We start from the raw sequence: 18,377 nt of genomic DNA on the forward strand, positions 1-18,377 counted from the left end.
ATATTGTTATTCCGATAGAAAAGCCCTAGGCTTTGACGAGGAATCACATGGTTAAGAGATTTATTTGAACACAAAAAAAGCCGTCAGGATCATTTCACACCTCCTGGCGGCTTTTAAATTTCTTATTTATTTTTATTTACTTTCTTCAAAAATTTTTCCTTTATCTCATCTACTCCATCGACTCTTAGGGCGAGTATTATGGCTAGGTAAATAGCTCCTGCTAGGGCTATAGTAACCATGAGCCAGAGATTGCCTGGTCTTAGTTTGTAGAAGAAATTAGCAAATATTCCAAGAGCCCCTCCTGCGATAGATATTTTGCCTATATTTTTCATTATATATTTCATATCAAGTCTTCCAAAGTATTTGACATACATAAGACTTGCAAGGCCTACTAGGACAAATTGGCTGAAGGTTGTGGCCATTGCTAGCCCCATTAGGCCATATCTCATTCCTAGGACATAATCTAGGATTACATTGCAGATTAGCTGGCAGAAGGAGATTATGGTTGGGATTTTAGTGTTTTGCATGGAGAAAAATGATAGGTACAAGAGATCTGCTATGGCTGGTCCTATAAGATAAATCGTGTAGGCAAAGAGGACGTCTGCTGTTCTTATCATATCCTCATAGGAGAAGGCCCCTCTCATGTAGACGAAGGATATTATTGGCCTAGATAAGACCATAAGGCCTACCAAGGATGGGATGAAAAGGATCATGATTTTGACCATGGTCTTTGATGTTATATCTTTCATGCCATCCAGGTCCTTATTTGCAGCTAGTCTTCCTACTATAGGATAGGCTGTGATTTGGAAGGGTACGATGAAGGTTGATGAGACTATCCTTAGAATTTTTAAGGCGTAGTTTATAACTGATACCCCGCCATCGTTTGCTACGATAGATGCAAAGGACTGGTCTACTATGGTTGAAATGTAGACTGCTGCCATGGAAAAAATCGTAGGTATGGATAGGACTATGAGCCTTCTTACATCTTCTGATATTTCAAATTTGACCCTGGTTCTTTTAAAGCCTACCGCCTTTATCCTTGCTGGAAAGATTATAAATTGGAGGAAGTAGGCTAAAAATATGCCCACTGCCATTATATAAATATTTCCCTTTGACAGAGCCACTGTGATAGCTAGGATCACATTGAGGATGAGGAGGGGAAGGGCTGGGGTTATGAAGTCTCCCTTAACTTGCAAATATGATGAGAAGATGGCTGCGTAGATATTTGGGTACATGGTAAGTATTACTGCCCTCATAAATAGGCTTGCTATCTTTAATTTGTCCCCATCATAGCCTATGGCAAAGATTTTGACCACGTAAGGTGCAAAGACTAGGCCAAGGATGGTGATGACTGTGCACAAAAATAGGGAGAAATTTAAGAGGTCATTGGTAAATTCATCTCCTGCCGACTCACCTCTTTCCTTGCTGACCCTGGAATAGGTAGGGATATAGGTTTTGGATAGGGCGTAGGTTATGACTGAAAATATGAGGGTTGCTGCCGTTGTAGATGTGTTGAAGGCATCTGTTATGGCGCTTGTCCCATAAAAGAAGGAGAAGATCATTTCCCTGACGAAGGAGAATAGCTTGCCCACTAGGTTTAGGACCATCAAAATCAGCGTATTATTCATATTTCCCCCTTCTTTTTTTAGTAAAAGATAGATAAGCAAATCCCTGCTTATCTATCATTCTTTGTCTTATTTTTTTCATCTAATTATCTAAGAATCTCTTCAAGAATTCCTTTGTCCTTTCGTTTTTAGGATTTTCGAAGATTTCTTTTGCACTTGCTTCTTCTAGGATGATTCCCTTATCCATAAAGAGAACCCTGTCTGATACATCTCTTGCAAAATCCATCTCGTGAGTTACTACTACCATAGTCATACCACTTTTTGCAAGACTTGTCATTACATCTAATACTTCTCCTACAGTTTCTGGGTCTAGAGCACTGGTTGGCTCATCGAAAAGTAGGATTTCTGGGTTCATACAGAGAGCACGGGCTATGGCCACTCTTTGCTGCTGACCACCTGATATCTGGCTTGGTTTGGCATTTATATACTTATCCATGCCTACAGATGCTAGATATTTCATGGCTGTTGCTCTTGCTCTTTCCTTGTCTATTTTTAGGACCTTTTCTTGGCCTATCATGCAATTTTCTAGGATATTTTTGTTGGCAAAAAGGTTGAAGTTTTGAAATACCATGCCCACCTGGCTTCTGTACTTTCTCCTGTCAAAGGAGTGGTCGAGGATATTAGAACCTTCATAGATAATCTCCCCGCTTGTAGGCTCTTCTAGGAGGTTTAAGCACCTTAGGAGGGTGGACTTACCAGATCCTGACGAGCCGATTATTGTCACAACCTCACCCTTGTTGACTTCTAGGTTGATATCCTTTAGGACTAGGTTGTCACCAAATTTTTTCTCTAAATTATTTACTTGAATTATTGACATTTGTTGCTCCTGTTGATGATTCTAGGATAAAGTCCCTATCATTAAATCTTCTTTCTATTAGAAGGAGGATTCTTGTGATTGTAAAGGTTAGTACTAGGTAAATTACCGCTGTTATGAGGTAAGTTGGGAAGTATTGGTAGGTTGATCCTGCTACAGATTTTGACATGAAGAATAATTCTGTCACAGAGATTACGTTTAGAACTGAAGTATCCTTGATGTTTATAACAAATTCATTACCAAGAGATGGCAAGATTGTCTTGATTGTCTGTGGCAAGATTATGTGGACCATGGCCTGAGAATTGCTCATGCCTATTGCCTTGCAGGCTTCAAATTGGCCGGCATTTACCGCATTTATTCCACCACGTACTACCTCAGATAGGTAGGCACCCGTATTGATTGATACTATGAGGATGGCTGCAAACATGGTTGAAAGGTCTATATCAAAATATTGTTTTAGACCGTAGAAGATGATTACAGATTGAACCATCATTGGTGTACCCCTAAAGACTTCTACATAGATTGAAAGTAGGGCATTGATGAATTTGTGGAAATAATAGCCGATTGGGTTGGTCTTTTTATTTACATCTATCCTTCTTATTACTGCCACTACTAGGCCTATGATAAAGCCAAGTATTGTTGAAATTATAGCGATTAGGAGGGTATTTACAACACCATTTAGGAAGAGGTCCTTATATTGGTTCCAAATATCCTTCACTTCCTCAAGGAAGGTTTTGTGTACTTCTTCTGCTGTGGTTATTTTTACCATTTCGGTCATGATTTCATCTTGGACCTTGTCTATGTCTAAGTCCTTGAGGTAGGCATTGATTTCTTCTGTCATAGGAGAGCCCTTGGCAAGGCCTACTGCAACTGTTGTGTCATCATCTGATGTCTTGAAGTTTTTATCATCGTCAAATTTGATATAGGTAAGCTTTGGATTGGATGAAATAGCTGATTGAGCACCGGCTTCTTCTGATACATAGCCATCGAGGGTGCCAGCATTGGTTGCAGCTATCATTGTAGGGAAGGAATCCATTGGCTCTTGCTTGTCCACTCCCTCCATTTGGTCGACTACATCGGCATGGAAGGTGCCAAGCTGGCCTGTAATTTTAGCTCCCTTAAAGTCATTTATAGACTTAGCATCCTTGTATTTTGAATCTTTTGGCACTACGACTACCATCTTTGCCCTATAGTAAGGTAGAGAGAAGTCGATTTGCTTGCGTCTTTCATCTGTTGGGCTCATACCAGCAAGGATTGCGTCGATTTTACCGCTTGTAAGGGCTGGAATTAGACCGTCCCATTCGATTTTGTAGATTTCAAGCTTCTTGCCCAAGTGTTCTGCAATTTTTTCTGCAAATCTCACATCGTAGCCGTTGGCATATTCTCCAGGCGAATTTGCTACTGGATAGCCGCCATTTTCGTCATTAACTTCTGAAAAGTTGTATGGGGCATAGTTTACCTCCATGCCAACTCTTAGCACATCCTCACTTGCAAAGCTGCTTCCTACAGGCATAAGTAGGATGGCTGCTAGCAAGGATAAGAAAAATCTCTTCATAATAAATCCTTTCATAATAATTTTTTGTACCATCAAAAAAGCCCCTATTATCCGTCTTGGATAATAAGGGCGAAAATCGCGTTACCACCTTAATTTATGTATTTTTCACAAAATACACCTCTGAAAGTACAAACATACTCCTTTGCTATAACGTGCAAAACTCGTTCCTGGATCACAATCCCCAAGAAGACTCCAAGTTTTTATTCATAAAAGCATCCGATACCCCTTCCCAGCTTGCAGGGCTCTCTTAAATCTTCCTCTCTTACTACTCGTCTTTTCAAAGTCTTTACACTATATTACATTAAATCCATATAAATGTCAAGGACACTTTATAAAGACTTACAAAAATTTTAATGGAAATTAATGGAGGATATAATATAATTACTTGTGAAGCTATAAGCTTTTTGCGTTTAAGAAAGGAAATTTTATGACAAATAGAAAAATGAACTTTGATAAGTTTAGAATACAAACTCAGCCAGGTACTGAGATTAAAAAGATAATTGCTGTTATGAGTGGTAAGGGAGGAGTAGGTAAATCATCTATTTCTAGCCAATTAGCCACACTTTTACAAAACAAGGGCCATAAGGTAGGCATCCTTGATGCCGATATCACAGGCCCATCCATAGCAGAGGCCTTTGGTATAAATGAGCCAGCTAGAGGAACTAAGGAAGGGATTATGAGTCCTGCCAAGGCAGATAATGGGATTAAGCTCATTTCTACCAACATGATCTTGGCAAATAAGACAGACCCAGTTGTGTGGCGCTCTTCAATTTTAACAAATGTTTTGAAACAATTTTATACTGATGTAAATTGGGGAGAGATTGACTATCTAATAGTAGATATGCCACCAGGAACAGGCGATGTCCCACTTACAGTCTTCCAATCCTTGCCAATTGATGGGGTAGTAGCTGTTGCAACTCCTCAGGGTCTTGTGGAAATGGTTGTTGAAAAATCAATTAAGATGGCAAAGATGATGGGTAAAAATATCCTAGGAATCGTAGAAAATATGTCCTATTTCAAATGCCCTGATTGCGGAAGCAACCATGCCATCTTTGGCAAGTCAAATATCGAAGAAGTAGCCCAAAAATATGACATAGACACCCTAGTCAAGCTACCAATTGACCCATCTATTGCAGAAAAAATTGACCAAGGTATGGCAACAGAGATTGAAAATACCCTTCTTAACCCAATTATAGAAAAAATCGAGGCGCTTTAATTATGAAAAAGAAAATTTTAAGCCTTGTGGCAGCCTGTTCTATATTTTTGACAAGCACTGCCTTTGCGACAAGTTTTAATAAGTCAAATGACGACATCATCTACGGTGTGGCCCTAAATGACCAACAAAGAAAAATCGTAGACAATGCTATCGGAATAAATACAGATGATTACAATGTGGGAACTGTAAATGGAGCTGACCTTAAAAAATACCTAGGTTATGGGACGGCAGATTCAAACATGATTTCATCAGTTACAGTCAAAAGACTTCCTAAAGGATCAGGTATTAAGGTAAATATCAAAACTCCAGGCAATATTTCTCAAATCACAGAGGCCCAATACACCAATGCTGCCATCACAGCAGGCATAACAGATGCAGAAATAAACGTGGCAAGCCCAAAGCCTGTCACAGGAGAATCAGCCCTAGTTGGGGTCTATAAGTCCGAAGAATATCACGGTCAAGAAATTGATGTGGAAAGAACAAAGACTGCCCAAGAAGAGCTAGCGACTGTAATAGAAGTGGCCAAGGAAAATGAGGGCAAGGATGGCTTTGATTCCAAGGACCTAGATAAGGCAGTAATTGAAGTAAAACAAAGGCTAGCCGACTATAAGGAAAAAAATGGCGAGACAGCTTCAAATGATCAGATTGCAATCTTTATCAAGGATGCCCTAAATAATGTAAATATGGGAGATATATTATCAAATAATAATATCAATCTTTTGGTAAATTATTTTAATAACTACCAATCTACTTCTGCCATAGATAGTAAGGAAGTAAGGGATAATCTTCTAAAACTAGGCAAGGACTTAGGATCTAAGGCAAGCAAATTCTACACTGATAACAAAGACACCATAGATAAGTTTGCAAAAGACAATAAAGAAAACATAGAAAAAATCGCCAAAGACGCCAAAGACTCAGGCCTGCTTGATAAGATAATAGCCTTTATTAGGGATATTATAAATTCAATCATGGGCGGAGATTCACAAGATCAATCAAATAATTAAGCATTTAAAAAACAGACTTTTGTTAATTCAAAAGTCTGTTTTTAGCTTTATTCTACTATTCTTCTGATAGAAATTGGATTTCTTATTGGGCTTATGATTATGCCGTATTTTGGAGATGAGGCATGGACCATGTTGCCGTAGCCATCTGCAATACCAACGTGGGTGATATTATTTAGGCTTGTTCCAAAGAAGACCAAATCTCCTGCCTTTTCTTCTCCAAATGGAATTTCCACACCGTATCTTTGCTGGCTTTGAGCAAAGTGTGGTAGGCCTACTCCTATAGTCTCATAGATTTTTTGGGTGAAACCTGAGCAGTCTATACCATTGTTAAGGTCGCTTCCGCCAAATACATAAGGGTTGCCTAAGAATTTGACCCCATATGAATAAAGGTCGATTCCTGTCTGGCTTCCTTGCATGTGGACTGTGACTTGTGGGAGATTTTCTGTAGCTTGGTAGCTTTCGTTATTTGCTAGGCTATAAACTGGTCCCTGGCTAAAGATTGGGGCTTCGGTGTAGGTTTTGGAGTGGTTGAGCTTGTAATAATAATTATAAAGTTCATCTATTATCTCCTGGCTCCTAAAGGATAGGGCTAGGTCTTTAAAATGCATGTAGCCGATTTTCTCGCCAGCATTTGCCTCGCCATCACCGACTGTGACAAGCTCTGGGCTTGCGTTCTTGCCGATTGTTTCGACAGGTACATCGATATTATTGGCTGATCCTGTAAGCATCCTATAAAGCAGGTCCTTGTCATTTTTCCTTTCTACATTTAGGAATTCATTGTCAAAGCGGCCTTGCTCATAAGAGACTTTTACATAGTCTCCAATATTTACAAATTCAAGGATTGTAACCTTGCTTCCTTCTTTTAGGGTGTAGGATGTGAGGTTTTCTGAATCATCCTTAGGGTCTTTTTTAATCTCAGCATCATTTATTAGGGAAGTGTGGTTTAGCTTATAAAAATTATTTTTATTTACAAAACCTGTCTTGCCCTTATATTCTATTTTATAGTAATTATCATCCTCGCTAAGCATGTTGTGGATATCAGTAGCTTCAATTGTATCTGTCGCATTTAGATTGCCATCTATTTCTTCATAGAAGGATGCAAATGAGCCTACTTCTTTGTTAAGCATGACACTATCTGCATAGGCTGGCCTTACAAAGGCGATTGAAGCTAGGATTCCTAGGCCTAGGAGAGTAAACTTTCTATTTTTAATCATTCTTACTCCAGTCTAATCTATTATAATTTTATATAATATTTAAGGATTAGTCAAGTTTATAGGAGTTAAAAAGCTCGTAGGCAAAGTCTACTAGATTTTTGGAATAATCATTTCTAAGATAATCTGGATCTAAGTGGTTAATCCTAACCCTGTCTAGGCCGTCAGAATCTTTAAAAAACTTGGCAAGCCTCATAGCCCTATCAAAGTCATCATCCTCATTTATAAAGTCTTTTATGACTTCATCCATTATCTTATCATCCTTGGCATGGGCTGCGATTACTGCTTGGAGGATTCTTTTATCCTTTGGATCAGCGTAGGAATATTCTATAGATTCTTTGGCTGCCCTCATCCCATGTTCAGTGTCCCAACCATCATTGACCCTTCTTGTATCGTGAAGGCTGGCTGCATTTCTTAAAACATCCATATCAGCATCATTAAGACCATAGTGGAAGCCCAAAATATGGACAAAGAGTATTACCCTTTCGATGTGGTCTCTGCCGTGGATGTGGGATTTAAAAAGTATATCGTAATTTAACCTGTCATAGCTATCTTTAAGCATGTCAAAATAAGAAGAATTTATGAAATCATCATAGAAATCATAGGCTCTAATCCATTCTTCATTTTCTAATATATCTATAATTCGCATAAGAGGCTCCTTTATTTTATATTCTGTTATATCATTATACCCAATTTTACGCCTTTTAAGGCGAAATATGGGTGGATTTTATAAAAAGTGTGAAAGGGGTATAAATATAAGAGTAAGGAAAATTACAATAAGATTTGTAGGAGGTCTTATGTTTTTTGATAGAAATGAAATAGATGTAAGAATCAGAAGAGCAATCATAAAAAGCGAGAAATTTATCGGACAAGGAGAGGTTGCAACATACATACCAGAGCTAGCAAATGTTGACCCTGATAGCTTCGCCCTAGCCATCACATCCATAACAGGAGATACCTTCCTTTATGGAGAGGTTGATAAGATATTTTCTCTCCAATCTATATCCAAAATCCTGGACCTTTTGGTAGCCCTTCATGACAATAAATTAGAAGATGTTTATAATAAGGTAGGCAGTGAGCCAACCAGGTATGAATTTAATTCCCTAGTGCCAATTACAGACAAACCAGCCAACCCCTTCATAAATGCAGGGGCCATCACAACCACATCCATGATAATGGGATCAACCATTGATGAACGCTTTAAAAGGTTGATGGACTTTTATAATATGATAGCAGGATCAGAAACATCAGTATTTTTAAAGGATGTATATGAATCAGAGATGGAAACATCTGATAGGAACAAGGCCATAAGCTACTACCTGAAGAGTAAGGGGATCTTTGATGCCGACCCAAGCGAGGTCTTAGATTTATATATAAGGTCTTGCTCCATAGGCACAGACATAGAAAGCCTATCCCACTTTGGGGCAGTTCTAGCCAATAGGGGCTACGGAATAGATAAAATCCAAGACCTAATCCCAGAATCAATTGTATCCATAATAGTAAGTCAGATGGCATCATGCGGTATGTATGAAAACTCTGGATCCTACCTTATGAATGTAGGTATCCCATCAAAATCAGGTGTAAGCGGGGCAATTCTTGGTATAGTCCCAGGAGTCTGCGGCATAGCAGTCTACTCACCAAGACTAGATAAGACAGGCAACTCAGTAAGGGGTAAGGAATTATTAAAAATCTTATCCTACGAACTAAATTTAAATATATTTGTAAAATAGGAGGAAAAAATGCCAACACTTTCATTAGCACTTTATCTAATAGGACTCATCGCCCTATATTTTGTAAAATTGCCAGCCTATGTATTAATAATACTTGCCATAGCAGTCTTCGCCCTAACCCTAGTTAAGCCAGAAAGAAAGGCCAAGGGTAAGGTCCTAGATTTAAAATTAACCCTAATAGGAGCAGCAATCTATGGAGTGACAATATTAATCTTATATTTTGTTAGAACTAAGCTAAATATAGTAGACCCAAACGCAGACATAAGTAGCCTAATAAAGATAATCTTTAACGGTATAGGTATCTATTCTATAGTAAATTTCCTTGAAGCTAGGAAGCTTTTTGAAAAATAGAATAATTTAGATAATAAAAATTAAGAATCTCGGGTTAATTCCGGGATTCTTTCCTTTAAAATTAAAATCTAAAGTATAATTATATCCAAGGAGCAAGTTATGACTAAAAACCAAGACTTTGGAAAGCTTTTAAAAGATATCAGGATAGGAAAAAGATTAAGGCAAGAGGATGTAGAATATCTTACAGGCATAAGCGTAAGAAGCCTATCTAGACTTGAAAATGGTAATATAAAGAGCCTAGGAGCAGATTCCCTTATCTTACTTTCGCAGGCTTATGAAGAAGATTTACTTGATATATATTATAAAAATCATTTTGAAACAGACTACCTTTATGAAGAAATATTAAATAAATTGGGAGTAGCAAGCATCTTTATCGAAAGAAACGAAGCAGAAATCCTATCAAAGAAACTTTCTACAGTTGAAAATGATAATAAGTTAATGATGGGAAAAGAAAAAAACATTAAACTTTTAAGACTATTTATGGATAGGGTACTGAATAAGGAATTTGATAAATTCGATTTTAAAGAAAGATATGAAGAGATTACATCAACAATATACAATAATTCTAATATTATTGATAGGAAGTATTCCACCATAGAAATGAGGATTTTAGTAAATATATGTAATGATTTTAAAGAATATAAATCATTTAACAATTATGAAATTTTAGAAAAAATATCTAAAGATTGCAATAATCATACTGTTAAAATGTTGATTTTTAATTCTATTATAAATAGACTTTATGTTGATTTCAGAAGCAAAGAAGCTCTAAGTTTAATTAATATAGCTATCAATGAAGCATCATTAAAAAAAGATGTAGAAGCTTTATCATTATTTTATTATGATAAATTTATATGTGAATATGATTTAGGATATAACACCTATGAAGAATCAATAAATTTGGCTAAATGGAGTGCCAAATTATCCGGCTTTGAGAGGTTAAATGAGATGATTGAATTTAAAAGTTATAATTTAATGCTAGATTAGCTTATCAATTGAATAAACTTCTATAATATCATCTTCTCTGTCACCAGATAGGTTGCTTGGTAAAATCAGTACAATTAATAATAGTGTAATATAAAAAGTTTTGAAAAATTTGTTCATAATAAATCCTTTCATAAAATCTAAACTAATTATATAATATTCATAAAATTTGTACAGGACACATGTGTCCTGTACAAATTTTTAAATTACAGTTATATTTATATATAAATCGATTTATTATTTACATTGTTATGAAAGGAGATAGAGTCCGTATAATTGAGTAAAAAAGAAAATGTCATTTTATAACCAAAATATTAAAATACATCTGCTAAATTGTATATTAGAAAGAAATAGTAAATATTGTACTAGTAAATTTTGCATAATATTTTGGAATGGATTGATGTAATAGAATATTGAAATAGATAATATAATATATAAAATTGAAGTTTTAATTTAAAGAAAGGAAAATTTTACATGAAGATTTTATTTAAAGGTCTAAGACAAGGTGCTATAACTATTAAAAGTTGCGGTACTAAAAGAACGCAGCAAACTAAAATAAGTATAATGTAAAAAATTAGAGAATTGGCATAATATTAAGATAGAAATATATACTCATATATAAAAAGAAATTAATAAATAATGCCAATTCTCTGTAAGAAATTATGCATATACACTATTTTGGAGAAGGCGCTCTTTTATTTGACAATAATAAAAAGATATATGTCGGTAAAAATGAGTTAAACGCTATTAATAATAAAATAAAAAAATATAAATCATTGAATAGAGAAAATATAAAATCTAATGATAAGTTAATATTGAATACAGAGAGTATTGAAGAAAGTGGAAGACAGGGATTTTACTATCCTGAATTAATAAATCTATTTATTACTAATAAATGCCCTCAAAATTGCATTCATTGTTTTAATGATTCTGATATGAATGCTAATGAGATGGAATTTAAAGATATTATAAGAATAATCAATATGATAAATAAGAAAACACCACAAATTACTTTAACCGGTGGTGAGCCTTTAGTACATAAAGATTTTTTAAATATTGTAGATAGTATAAATGGTTTTGATTATAAATCAATAGTTACGTCTCTTAATATATCAAATATAGATATTGTAAAATCATTAGAAAATTTTAATGAAATACAGATATCTATATATGGACATGACAGATTTTCTCATGATAATTTTACTAAAAATGTTGGGGCCTTTGATCGAGTTTGGAAAAATATTAAAAAGTTATCGTCTACAAATACTAATATAACGATTTCGAGTATGAATAACGAGCCTAATAAATTAGAAGATATAGTAAAATTGGCTATTGATAGCGGTGTAAAAAAAATACAATTTGGTGAATTAGTTAATATGGGTAGAGCAAAAATCAATGAAAATAAATTATGCTTTAAAAAAATAGAGCCTAGAATTATATTTAATTTAAAGTCTAAATATAGAAATTATATAGATATTATATATGATGAAGGGTGCTTAACGAACTCTATTTCAGTATCCTGTGGTGCTGGAATATCAAAGTTAGATATAGATTCCAATGGGTTTATTTATCCTTGTATTCTAAGTAACCAAAAGAGTAGCTTAAATATTTTAGATTATGATAACTTTTTTGAAAATAACATTTTTAATTATTTAGATGGTGTCTATTTTGAGAATATATTTTGTAAGGGTCTTGAAAATAATCCTTATGCAATTTTAAATTAACTCACTGGGGAAATTATGAATTATAAAAATAAAAATATTAAAATTATTTCACTTATATATATATTCATATCCATAATGCTAGCTATTTTAGTCTCTGTACAACCATATATACTTAAAAATATAATAGATAATTATAGAAATATATCTGTAACTAAAAATAACATTATAAAATATGGCGTGTCTATATTAGGAATTATTATATTTGAATATATTACAAAGATATTATTGATAAAATTAACAGTTAATATGAAAAGAATCATGATATCACAAATTATAGGTTTCGTTGAACAGGATGAAACTCTATTTAAAAATAATGATTATGTCGCCGATATAAATGTGGATATTAATAATAATGTTGAGGATTTTATTAAAGATTATTATATTAATAAGTTAGATATAATAATTCTTTTAGTTAATATGCTTATTTATAGCTTTGCGATAATAAATTTAGACTTTGTTCTTATATTGCTTATATTGATTCCAAATATATTAACTTTGAGTATACCTTATATTTTTAAATCTAGAGTTGAACTATACAAAAATGAAAATATAGAAAAAAACAAACTTTTTAATAGTATTATTTTAGATTATACTTTGGGGATAAATGTTATTAGAAATATGTTAGCTACTTTTGAATTTAAAAAAGTGGTAAATAAGACTATGAACGACAATTTATATACCGAAAGTAAATTTGGGTATTTAGAAAGTAGCTTGGAGATATTGATTGGGTGTATATCTTATATAGGTCTATTTATACTAATATGTTATGGCTCCGTATCTATATATTATAGGAGTATGACTTTAGGTGCATTTATAGCAGCAATACAATTTTCGGATATAATAATTTCCCCTTTAATTAGATTAATTACCTCTATAAATATACTCAGTTCAGGTAGAGCGTCATATAAAACTTTAGTAAAAAGATATTATGAAAAAGCAAAAGAAGAAACAAATTCAAAAAAATCATATCATGATCATGATTTTAATAACATTGAAATAAATAATCTTCAGTTTTCATATTATGATAGTTTAAATGTTGATTTAAGTAATATTATAATTAATAAATCTAATAAAATATTGATTAAAGGAAATAGTGGCTCTGGAAAATCAACGCTTTTAAGAATTATTACTGGGAAAATCAAAAATTATAATGGGGATATATATATAAACGGACATAATTTAAAAGAATTAGATAATGCTTATATCAATCGATATTTTTCAATTATACCTCAATTTCAGTATATATTTAATACTAGTGTAGATAATAACATAGCTCTTTATTCGTCAATAGATTTTAATGATTTTAGAAATGTATTTGATTTATTTCAATATGATAAAATATCAAAAAAAGATCCAACTTCTCAATCTCTTTCAGGAGGAGAAAAACAAAGAATTGCATTATTAAGAGCAATTATAAGAAATAAAGATATTTTGATTGTTGATGAAGGGCTTAATCAAGTGCAGAAAGAATTAAGGAATGAAATATTGGAGTTTTTACTAAATGATAAAAATTTGACTTTTATCTATGTAAGCCACGATATAGATGATTATATTGACAGATTTGATTTAGTTATAGACATGAACAAAGGAATGTGTGATGTATGAAAATTTAAAAGATAAGAAACCGATTGATACTATTAGAGATATTAAAATGATATTTAAAAAGTTAAATGTTGAACTTGAAGAAAATTGGTTGAATCCTATTGATGGTGTATATTCATTAAATCTTAGGATTATAGGTACAAATCTAGTTTCTAATGGTAAAGGTATAAATCCAGATTTAGCACTGGCTAGTGCTTATGCTGAAATGCTTGAGAGAGTTCAAGAGGGTATACCTTTTAGGCTCCTAGATAGTTTTAACTTATTTAAAAATGTAAATGTTAATTCAGTGATAATAGATGATGAAAAAGTAATTCAAGAATATATATTAAGTTATTTATATAATTATGATATTTTATCTGAATCAGGAATAGAAGTATTTTTAAAACATTTTATGGATCTAATATATCAAATGCCTGTACAAGAAATTATTAGCTACAAAACTTTTGAAGGAAGTAATATAAAATTACCAGGACTATTTGTTGATACATTTTATGGATCTAATGGTATAGCTGCAGGAAATACAAAATATGAATCCCTAAATCAAGCTATTTTCGAAATCATCGAAAGATATACTATCAAAAAAATATTGAATCGTGAAATGACAAAATTTTCAGATATTACTGAATTTATAAGAGATAATTATAATGATTTAAGTTTTAGAATCTCAGACTTAGAAGAATATGGTTTAAGTATTAAAATCATAGATACTAGTTTTGAATATGGTTTACCAACAATAATTGTTCTATTAATAGACAAGCATAAAAAAAGATACTTTGCAAGTTGTGGATGTCACGCAAATTTAAAAATTGCAATAGAAAGATCAGTTACTGAAATTTTTCAAGGTAGGACGATAGATGATTTGAAATCAACTATGACAAGTTTAAGTGCTAGTGTAAATGATAAATTTGAAGAAAATTATAATTCTATATTTATAAATGGTGAAGGAGCATACCCACATATTTTATTTAATTTTGAGTCAATGCATACTTATCCTGGGGATGTATGGGATAAATTATCTAATTTAAAATCTAATAAATGTATATGGGAATTTATTAGTAATATCCTATATAAACTAGGATATGAAATTATGGTAGCTAATCATTCTAAAACAGGATTTTTTACTTATCAAATAATTGTACCGGAAATGAGTGAAGTTACTAATTATTCTAACTACGAATTTATAAAAGACTTTAATGATACTATAAAAGTAAAAAAAATTTTATGTAAAAATAAAAATACAATAGATGATAACGAGGTCGAATTATTAATTTCCTATTTTACAAAATATAAATTTAAGAAAGAGTATGTGTTAAGCGAATTTATTATACTACCTATAGAAAATGATAAATTGACTAGCCTTGATGGGATAAATATTGATTTATTACTATCAGTTTGTTATGCATATAAAGAAAATTATGTAAAAGCTAGGGATGTTTTAAAATCCTATTATGAAGAAATTAGTAAATATTGTTATGATCCGCATATACTAAATTATTATGACATAGCTATTAATATCTATAATCTTAAAAGCCAGGATTATAATGATATAGAAATTACGAATATTTTGAAAAATTTTTACAGTATAGAAGAAATAAAAGAAGTAATTAAGGATTTAATTAAGGATAAATTATTTTTAAATATACCCTATATTCCATGTGTATGTTCATCTTTTTGTGATAAAAAGTGTCATTTATATAAGGAATGTAATATTAAAAATTATATAGATGTGTATAAAAAAATAAATTCTTGTTGTTAAATGATTAATCACGTGAATAATTTATTTTTTATAGTATTTATCATGTCTTAATAATACTTGCCATCGCAGTCTTTGGAATAACCCTAGTTAATCCAGAAAGAAAGGCAAAAGCCAAGGCACTATATTTAAAATTAACCCTAATAGGGGCCGCAATCTATTGGCTAACAATATTAATTTTACACTTCATTAGAACAAAGCTAAATATAATAAATCCAAACGCCGATATAAGTAGCTTTATAAAGATAATCTTCAACGGTATAGGTATCTATTCTATAGTAAACTTCCTAGAAGCTAGAAAAATACTTGAAAAATAGAATATTTTAAACAATGTAAAAATCGTCCCTCATAATAAAATATGAGTTGGACGATTTTTTTAAGATTATTTATTAGCTCTAAATTGCCTTACACTTAGGTATTCGTAGAAGAATATGGCAAAGAGGATTATATAAAATCCTATGAATGATAGGAAAGGGCTGGTGGGGCTTTTTAAGCCAAATATCTTTGTGATTAGGTTTAGGTAGATACTTGATAAAAATCCTCCTAGGTTTACTCCTACAAAGATGAAATTATTTATAAGCCTTGCTGATGAGCCTCTTACAAATCTTGATACTTCTGCTAGGATATATGGGGTGCAGAGGCTTTGGCAGAAGGCTAAGAGGGCCATGCCTGCTAGGTAGACTAGGAGATTTTCTCCAAAAGAGCCTAGGCTTATGTTAGTTAGGATGTAGATTACTAGGCCTAGAAGCAGGGTTTTGGACCTGAGTTTTCTATTTATATAGCCAAAGAGAAAGCCTGAGATCATGCCTGCTATGGGTAAGATTAGCATATACATATTTAGGTTTGCATCAGGACTTAGGCTTAGGCTTGCCACCTTGGCAAATCTAATTGATACTGCTGTTGTATTCATTATCATGATGCCTGCAAAGATTATATAAAAAATCATCTGGGCATTGATATGGAGTTTTTCATCTGATTCTTCTAGGTCCACTTCTTCTACTGTTTGGGAGAAAAATCCTAGAATAAGAAAGGCCAAGCTGTAGGTTAAAAAGGCATAGGTCCAAGACTTAGCTCCCCAAATTCCCGCTATAAAGACTAGGATCATCTGGCCTATGTATTCAAAGGAGTTTCTGATGCCGTGAAGGCTAGCTGCTTCATCTCCTTCATAAAAGGCATTGATGAGGTTGGGTGAGTGGCCATTATAAAAGCCCACTCCCATTCCTAGGATTAGCCTTGAGGCAAAGACTCCAGCATAGGATTTGAAAAATAGGGGAATTAGGCCAGATATACTCACAAAGAAAAGGCCGACTTGGACGGCTCTTTTCATCCCGATTTTCCTTGTTATTTTTTCATTTAATAAAATTAGTATTATTGTAGAAAAGGATGCTAGAGTTACTAGAAACTCTGCAGATGTAAGGGGGATGGCTAGATCATCAGATAATTTGATGAGCGAGCCGCTTATTACGCTATTTACAGATATAAAAAGGGCTAATGATAAAATCCCAGTCTTCCTAAAAATATCTTTTCTATTTGTATTCATCATTCACCTCAAAGATAAGAAATCATCTTAATCATACCAAGTATTTTAAAAAAGGTAAAGGCTAATACATTAGCTAAAAAAAGAGGGCAAGGCCCTCAAATTTTTATCTAGCATCCACATCCTTATATGACTGGTCTTTATCAAATTTCTTTGCCACATAAGGACAGGTTGGAATTATTTTTAAATTTTCATCTCTGGCATAAGCTACTACAAGGTCGACTAATTTGCCGGCAAGACCACGACCGCCATAGGCTGCATCCACTTCGGTGTGGTAGATATCAAGCTTATTTGCTTCTATCTTGTAATCGCATTTGCCAATTAGCTTATCTCCATCATAGACTTCTGACCTAGATTCTTTTTCGTTTAATGTGTATTTTATTTTATCCATATCATCACCTCGCTTTACTTATACCCATTTGTCATTATATTATGGTAAATTATTGTTAAAAGTGGTAAATTATTAGTAAGCAGATTTATTTTGCAGATTGGAGATTTTATGAAGAGAGAATATAAATTTTCGTCTATATTTTTAGTTAGACTTATATCCGTGCTAGCTTTGGGCCCAATAGCGGCTATTTTTGGCACAATCCTTGCTGATAAACCAGTTTTAGCTTTATTAATGAACATAATCATGTCTATTTTTGGCTTTGCCTTTAGCTTTGCCATAGCAGGTGGCCTTCTTAGAAATAGGATGGGCAAGGTGGGTGATTATCTAAATCAGATAAATTACATAAATTTCAGGGTGATAACTGTTGCCTTTATTATTGCGCTGGCAAGCAGTATTTTAAATTTTTTGATCCAATACACTGGTGGAACTCTTATAGGACAAGCCTTGGTGAATCCATCAAATAATGCTGTATTTACCATAGGGGCCTTCCTATTACCCTTTGTTGTCATAGTAATTATTGCAATTCTTGGACTTTTGACAGCCTATTCAAATCTTTATCTGGCTGATAATTATGATTTAGATGAGTCAGTCTTTACATCGATTAAAAATATTTTTGTCATTGGCAAGAAACTCATGGCTAGGTCCCTAGTAATTTATGCAATTTTTATAATAGGTCCTTCTGTTTTATTTACAGCATTTACCTTTGCATCTCTGGGTCTTAGTGGTTCAATCGTAATTTTTGGCATCGGTCTTGTTATATTTATCATTTGGATGGTAATAGCTATGATTTTATGCGATGTGAGATTTTCAGATGCTTATTTGGATTATAAAGATGAAATTAATTAAATTTTGGCTGTTACTTTTGTAGCAGCTTTTTTTA

The 18,377-nt window shown here is 33.1% G+C and carries 17 protein-coding genes and 1 other annotated feature; of the genes, 9 read left to right on the top strand and 8 right to left on the bottom strand.

Annotated elements, in window-relative coordinates:
- Positions 1 to 122: 122 nt before the first annotated feature.
- From murJ to ACCQ42_RS00020, 3 genes are all read right to left on the bottom strand, one after another.
- Positions 123 to 1,628, bottom strand: coding sequence for a murein biosynthesis integral membrane protein MurJ (gene murJ / locus ACCQ42_RS00010; RefSeq protein WP_410034996.1), 1,506 nt, complete (start codon positions 1,626 to 1,628; stop codon positions 123 to 125).
- A gap of 79 nt (positions 1,629 to 1,707) precedes the next feature.
- Positions 1,708 to 2,442, bottom strand: coding sequence for an amino acid ABC transporter ATP-binding protein (locus ACCQ42_RS00015; protein WP_410034997.1), 735 nt, complete (start codon positions 2,440 to 2,442; stop codon positions 1,708 to 1,710).
- A complete protein-coding gene (locus tag ACCQ42_RS00020; protein ID WP_410035038.1) occupies positions 2,420 to 3,994 on the bottom strand; it encodes an ABC transporter substrate-binding protein/permease in 1,575 nt (524 codons plus the stop codon). The genes ACCQ42_RS00015 and ACCQ42_RS00020 overlap by 23 nt, the downstream gene beginning before the upstream one ends.
- A gap of 62 nt (positions 3,995 to 4,056) precedes the next feature.
- Positions 4,057 to 4,284 (bottom strand) — a binding site (T-box leader).
- Between the two features lie 137 nt (positions 4,285 to 4,421).
- On the opposite strand from ACCQ42_RS00020, the gene ACCQ42_RS00025 reads away from it, so the two are divergent.
- Together ACCQ42_RS00025 and ACCQ42_RS00030 are read left to right on the top strand one after the other, a co-directional pair.
- A complete protein-coding gene (locus ACCQ42_RS00025; protein ID WP_106460860.1) occupies positions 4,422 to 5,210 on the top strand; it encodes an Mrp/NBP35 family ATP-binding protein in 789 nt (262 codons plus the stop codon).
- Positions 5,211 to 5,212: 2 nt separating this feature from the next.
- On the top strand, positions 5,213 to 6,214 hold the full coding sequence (locus ACCQ42_RS00030) for a DUF1002 domain-containing protein (RefSeq protein ID WP_410034998.1): 1,002 nt from the start codon (positions 5,213 to 5,215) through the stop codon (positions 6,212 to 6,214).
- A 47-nt stretch (positions 6,215 to 6,261) separates the two neighbouring features.
- On the opposite strand, the gene ACCQ42_RS00035 is transcribed toward ACCQ42_RS00030, so the two are convergent.
- Positions 6,262 to 7,428: a C40 family peptidase gene (locus ACCQ42_RS00035; protein ID WP_410034999.1), complete on the bottom strand. Its 1,167-nt coding sequence runs from the start codon at positions 7,426 to 7,428 to the stop codon at positions 6,262 to 6,264.
- Positions 7,429 to 7,474: 46 nt separating this feature from the next.
- Positions 7,475 to 8,074 carry a hypothetical protein gene (locus tag ACCQ42_RS00040; RefSeq protein ID WP_410035000.1) on the bottom strand — a complete coding sequence of 200 codons (600 nt, stop codon included), beginning with the start codon at positions 8,072 to 8,074 and terminating at the stop codon, positions 7,475 to 7,477.
- 148 nt (positions 8,075 to 8,222) lie between these two features.
- On the opposite strand from ACCQ42_RS00040, the gene glsA reads away from it, so the two are divergent.
- The 3 genes from glsA to ACCQ42_RS00055 all read left to right on the top strand — a co-directional run bounded on the left by glsA (position 8,223) and on the right by ACCQ42_RS00055 (position 10,493).
- Positions 8,223 to 9,155 carry a glutaminase A gene (gene glsA, locus ACCQ42_RS00045; RefSeq protein WP_410035001.1) on the top strand — a complete coding sequence of 311 codons (933 nt, stop codon included), beginning with the start codon at positions 8,223 to 8,225 and terminating at the stop codon, positions 9,153 to 9,155.
- Between the two features lie 9 nt (positions 9,156 to 9,164).
- Positions 9,165 to 9,506 (top strand): hypothetical protein, encoded by a 342-nt coding sequence (locus ACCQ42_RS00050; RefSeq protein WP_106460857.1) that lies wholly within the window; start codon positions 9,165 to 9,167, stop codon positions 9,504 to 9,506.
- A gap of 99 nt (positions 9,507 to 9,605) precedes the next feature.
- Positions 9,606 to 10,493, top strand: a complete 888-nt coding sequence (locus ACCQ42_RS00055; RefSeq protein ID WP_265212207.1) for a helix-turn-helix domain-containing protein — start codon at positions 9,606 to 9,608, stop codon at positions 10,491 to 10,493.
- Here ACCQ42_RS00055 and ACCQ42_RS00060 read toward each other — a convergent pair.
- Positions 10,485 to 10,610: a hypothetical protein gene (locus ACCQ42_RS00060; protein ID WP_265212206.1), complete on the bottom strand. Its 126-nt coding sequence runs from the start codon at positions 10,608 to 10,610 to the stop codon at positions 10,485 to 10,487. The genes ACCQ42_RS00055 and ACCQ42_RS00060 overlap by 9 nt on opposite strands.
- 542 nt (positions 10,611 to 11,152) lie before the next feature.
- Here ACCQ42_RS00060 and ACCQ42_RS00065 point away from each other — a divergent pair.
- The 3 genes from ACCQ42_RS00065 to ACCQ42_RS00075 are packed head-to-tail and all read left to right on the top strand — an operon-like array spanning position 11,153 to position 15,572.
- Complete coding sequence (locus ACCQ42_RS00065) at positions 11,153 to 12,214, top strand: radical SAM protein (protein ID WP_265212205.1); 1,062 nt, start codon at positions 11,153 to 11,155, stop codon at positions 12,212 to 12,214.
- A 15-nt stretch (positions 12,215 to 12,229) separates the two neighbouring features.
- The gene (locus tag ACCQ42_RS00070; RefSeq protein WP_265212204.1) at positions 12,230 to 13,819 is read left to right on the top strand and encodes an ATP-binding cassette domain-containing protein; all 1,590 of its coding nucleotides are present in this window, start codon (positions 12,230 to 12,232) and stop codon (positions 13,817 to 13,819) included.
- Entirely contained in the window at positions 13,812 to 15,572 is a 1,761-nt protein-coding gene (locus tag ACCQ42_RS00075; protein ID WP_410035002.1) for a YcaO-like family protein, read from the top strand. The genes ACCQ42_RS00070 and ACCQ42_RS00075 overlap by 8 nt, the downstream gene beginning before the upstream one ends.
- A 379-nt stretch (positions 15,573 to 15,951) precedes the next feature.
- Here the strand turns inward: ACCQ42_RS00075 and ACCQ42_RS00080 are convergent, their stop codons facing one another.
- Both ACCQ42_RS00080 and ACCQ42_RS00085 read right to left on the bottom strand, forming a co-directional pair.
- Positions 15,952 to 17,109, bottom strand: coding sequence for an MFS transporter (locus tag ACCQ42_RS00080; protein WP_410035003.1), 1,158 nt, complete (start codon positions 17,107 to 17,109; stop codon positions 15,952 to 15,954).
- 103 nt (positions 17,110 to 17,212) lie between these two features.
- A complete protein-coding gene (locus ACCQ42_RS00085; RefSeq protein ID WP_234025841.1) occupies positions 17,213 to 17,497 on the bottom strand; it encodes a GNAT family N-acetyltransferase in 285 nt (94 codons plus the stop codon).
- A gap of 108 nt (positions 17,498 to 17,605) precedes the next feature.
- On the opposite strand from ACCQ42_RS00085, the gene ACCQ42_RS00090 reads away from it, so the two are divergent.
- Positions 17,606 to 18,343, top strand: a complete 738-nt coding sequence (locus ACCQ42_RS00090; protein ID WP_106460844.1) for a hypothetical protein — start codon at positions 17,606 to 17,608, stop codon at positions 18,341 to 18,343.
- Positions 18,344 to 18,377 lie beyond the last annotated feature (34 nt).

Origin of the sequence: Anaerococcus kampingae, from assembly GCF_046365475.1 — a bacterium.
GTDB lineage: Bacteria > Bacillota > Clostridia > Tissierellales > Peptoniphilaceae > Anaerococcus > Anaerococcus kampingae.

Coding starts and splice junctions, on each gene's coding strand:
- murJ (WP_410034996.1), bottom strand. CDS start 1,628: ATGAATAATACGCTGATTTTGATGGTCCTAAACCTAGTGGGCAAGCTA.
- ACCQ42_RS00015 (WP_410034997.1), bottom strand. CDS start 2,442: ATGTCAATAATTCAAGTAAATAATTTAGAGAAAAAATTTGGTGACAAC.
- ACCQ42_RS00020 (WP_410035038.1), bottom strand. CDS start 3,994: ATGAAGAGATTTTTCTTATCCTTGCTAGCAGCCATCCTACTTATGCCT.
- ACCQ42_RS00025 (WP_106460860.1), top strand. CDS start 4,422: ATGACAAATAGAAAAATGAACTTTGATAAGTTTAGAATACAAACTCAG.
- ACCQ42_RS00030 (WP_410034998.1), top strand. CDS start 5,213: ATGAAAAAGAAAATTTTAAGCCTTGTGGCAGCCTGTTCTATATTTTTG.
- ACCQ42_RS00035 (WP_410034999.1), bottom strand. CDS start 7,428: ATGATTAAAAATAGAAAGTTTACTCTCCTAGGCCTAGGAATCCTAGCT.
- ACCQ42_RS00040 (WP_410035000.1), bottom strand. CDS start 8,074: ATGCGAATTATAGATATATTAGAAAATGAAGAATGGATTAGAGCCTAT.
- glsA (WP_410035001.1), top strand. CDS start 8,223: ATGTTTTTTGATAGAAATGAAATAGATGTAAGAATCAGAAGAGCAATC.
- ACCQ42_RS00050 (WP_106460857.1), top strand. CDS start 9,165: ATGCCAACACTTTCATTAGCACTTTATCTAATAGGACTCATCGCCCTA.
- ACCQ42_RS00055 (WP_265212207.1), top strand. CDS start 9,606: ATGACTAAAAACCAAGACTTTGGAAAGCTTTTAAAAGATATCAGGATA.
- ACCQ42_RS00060 (WP_265212206.1), bottom strand. CDS start 10,610: ATGAACAAATTTTTCAAAACTTTTTATATTACACTATTATTAATTGTA.
- ACCQ42_RS00065 (WP_265212205.1), top strand. CDS start 11,153: ATGCATATACACTATTTTGGAGAAGGCGCTCTTTTATTTGACAATAAT.
- ACCQ42_RS00070 (WP_265212204.1), top strand. CDS start 12,230: ATGAATTATAAAAATAAAAATATTAAAATTATTTCACTTATATATATA.
- ACCQ42_RS00075 (WP_410035002.1), top strand. CDS start 13,812: ATGTATGAAAATTTAAAAGATAAGAAACCGATTGATACTATTAGAGAT.
- ACCQ42_RS00080 (WP_410035003.1), bottom strand. CDS start 17,109: ATGAATACAAATAGAAAAGATATTTTTAGGAAGACTGGGATTTTATCA.
- ACCQ42_RS00085 (WP_234025841.1), bottom strand. CDS start 17,497: ATGGATAAAATAAAATACACATTAAACGAAAAAGAATCTAGGTCAGAA.
- ACCQ42_RS00090 (WP_106460844.1), top strand. CDS start 17,606: ATGAAGAGAGAATATAAATTTTCGTCTATATTTTTAGTTAGACTTATA.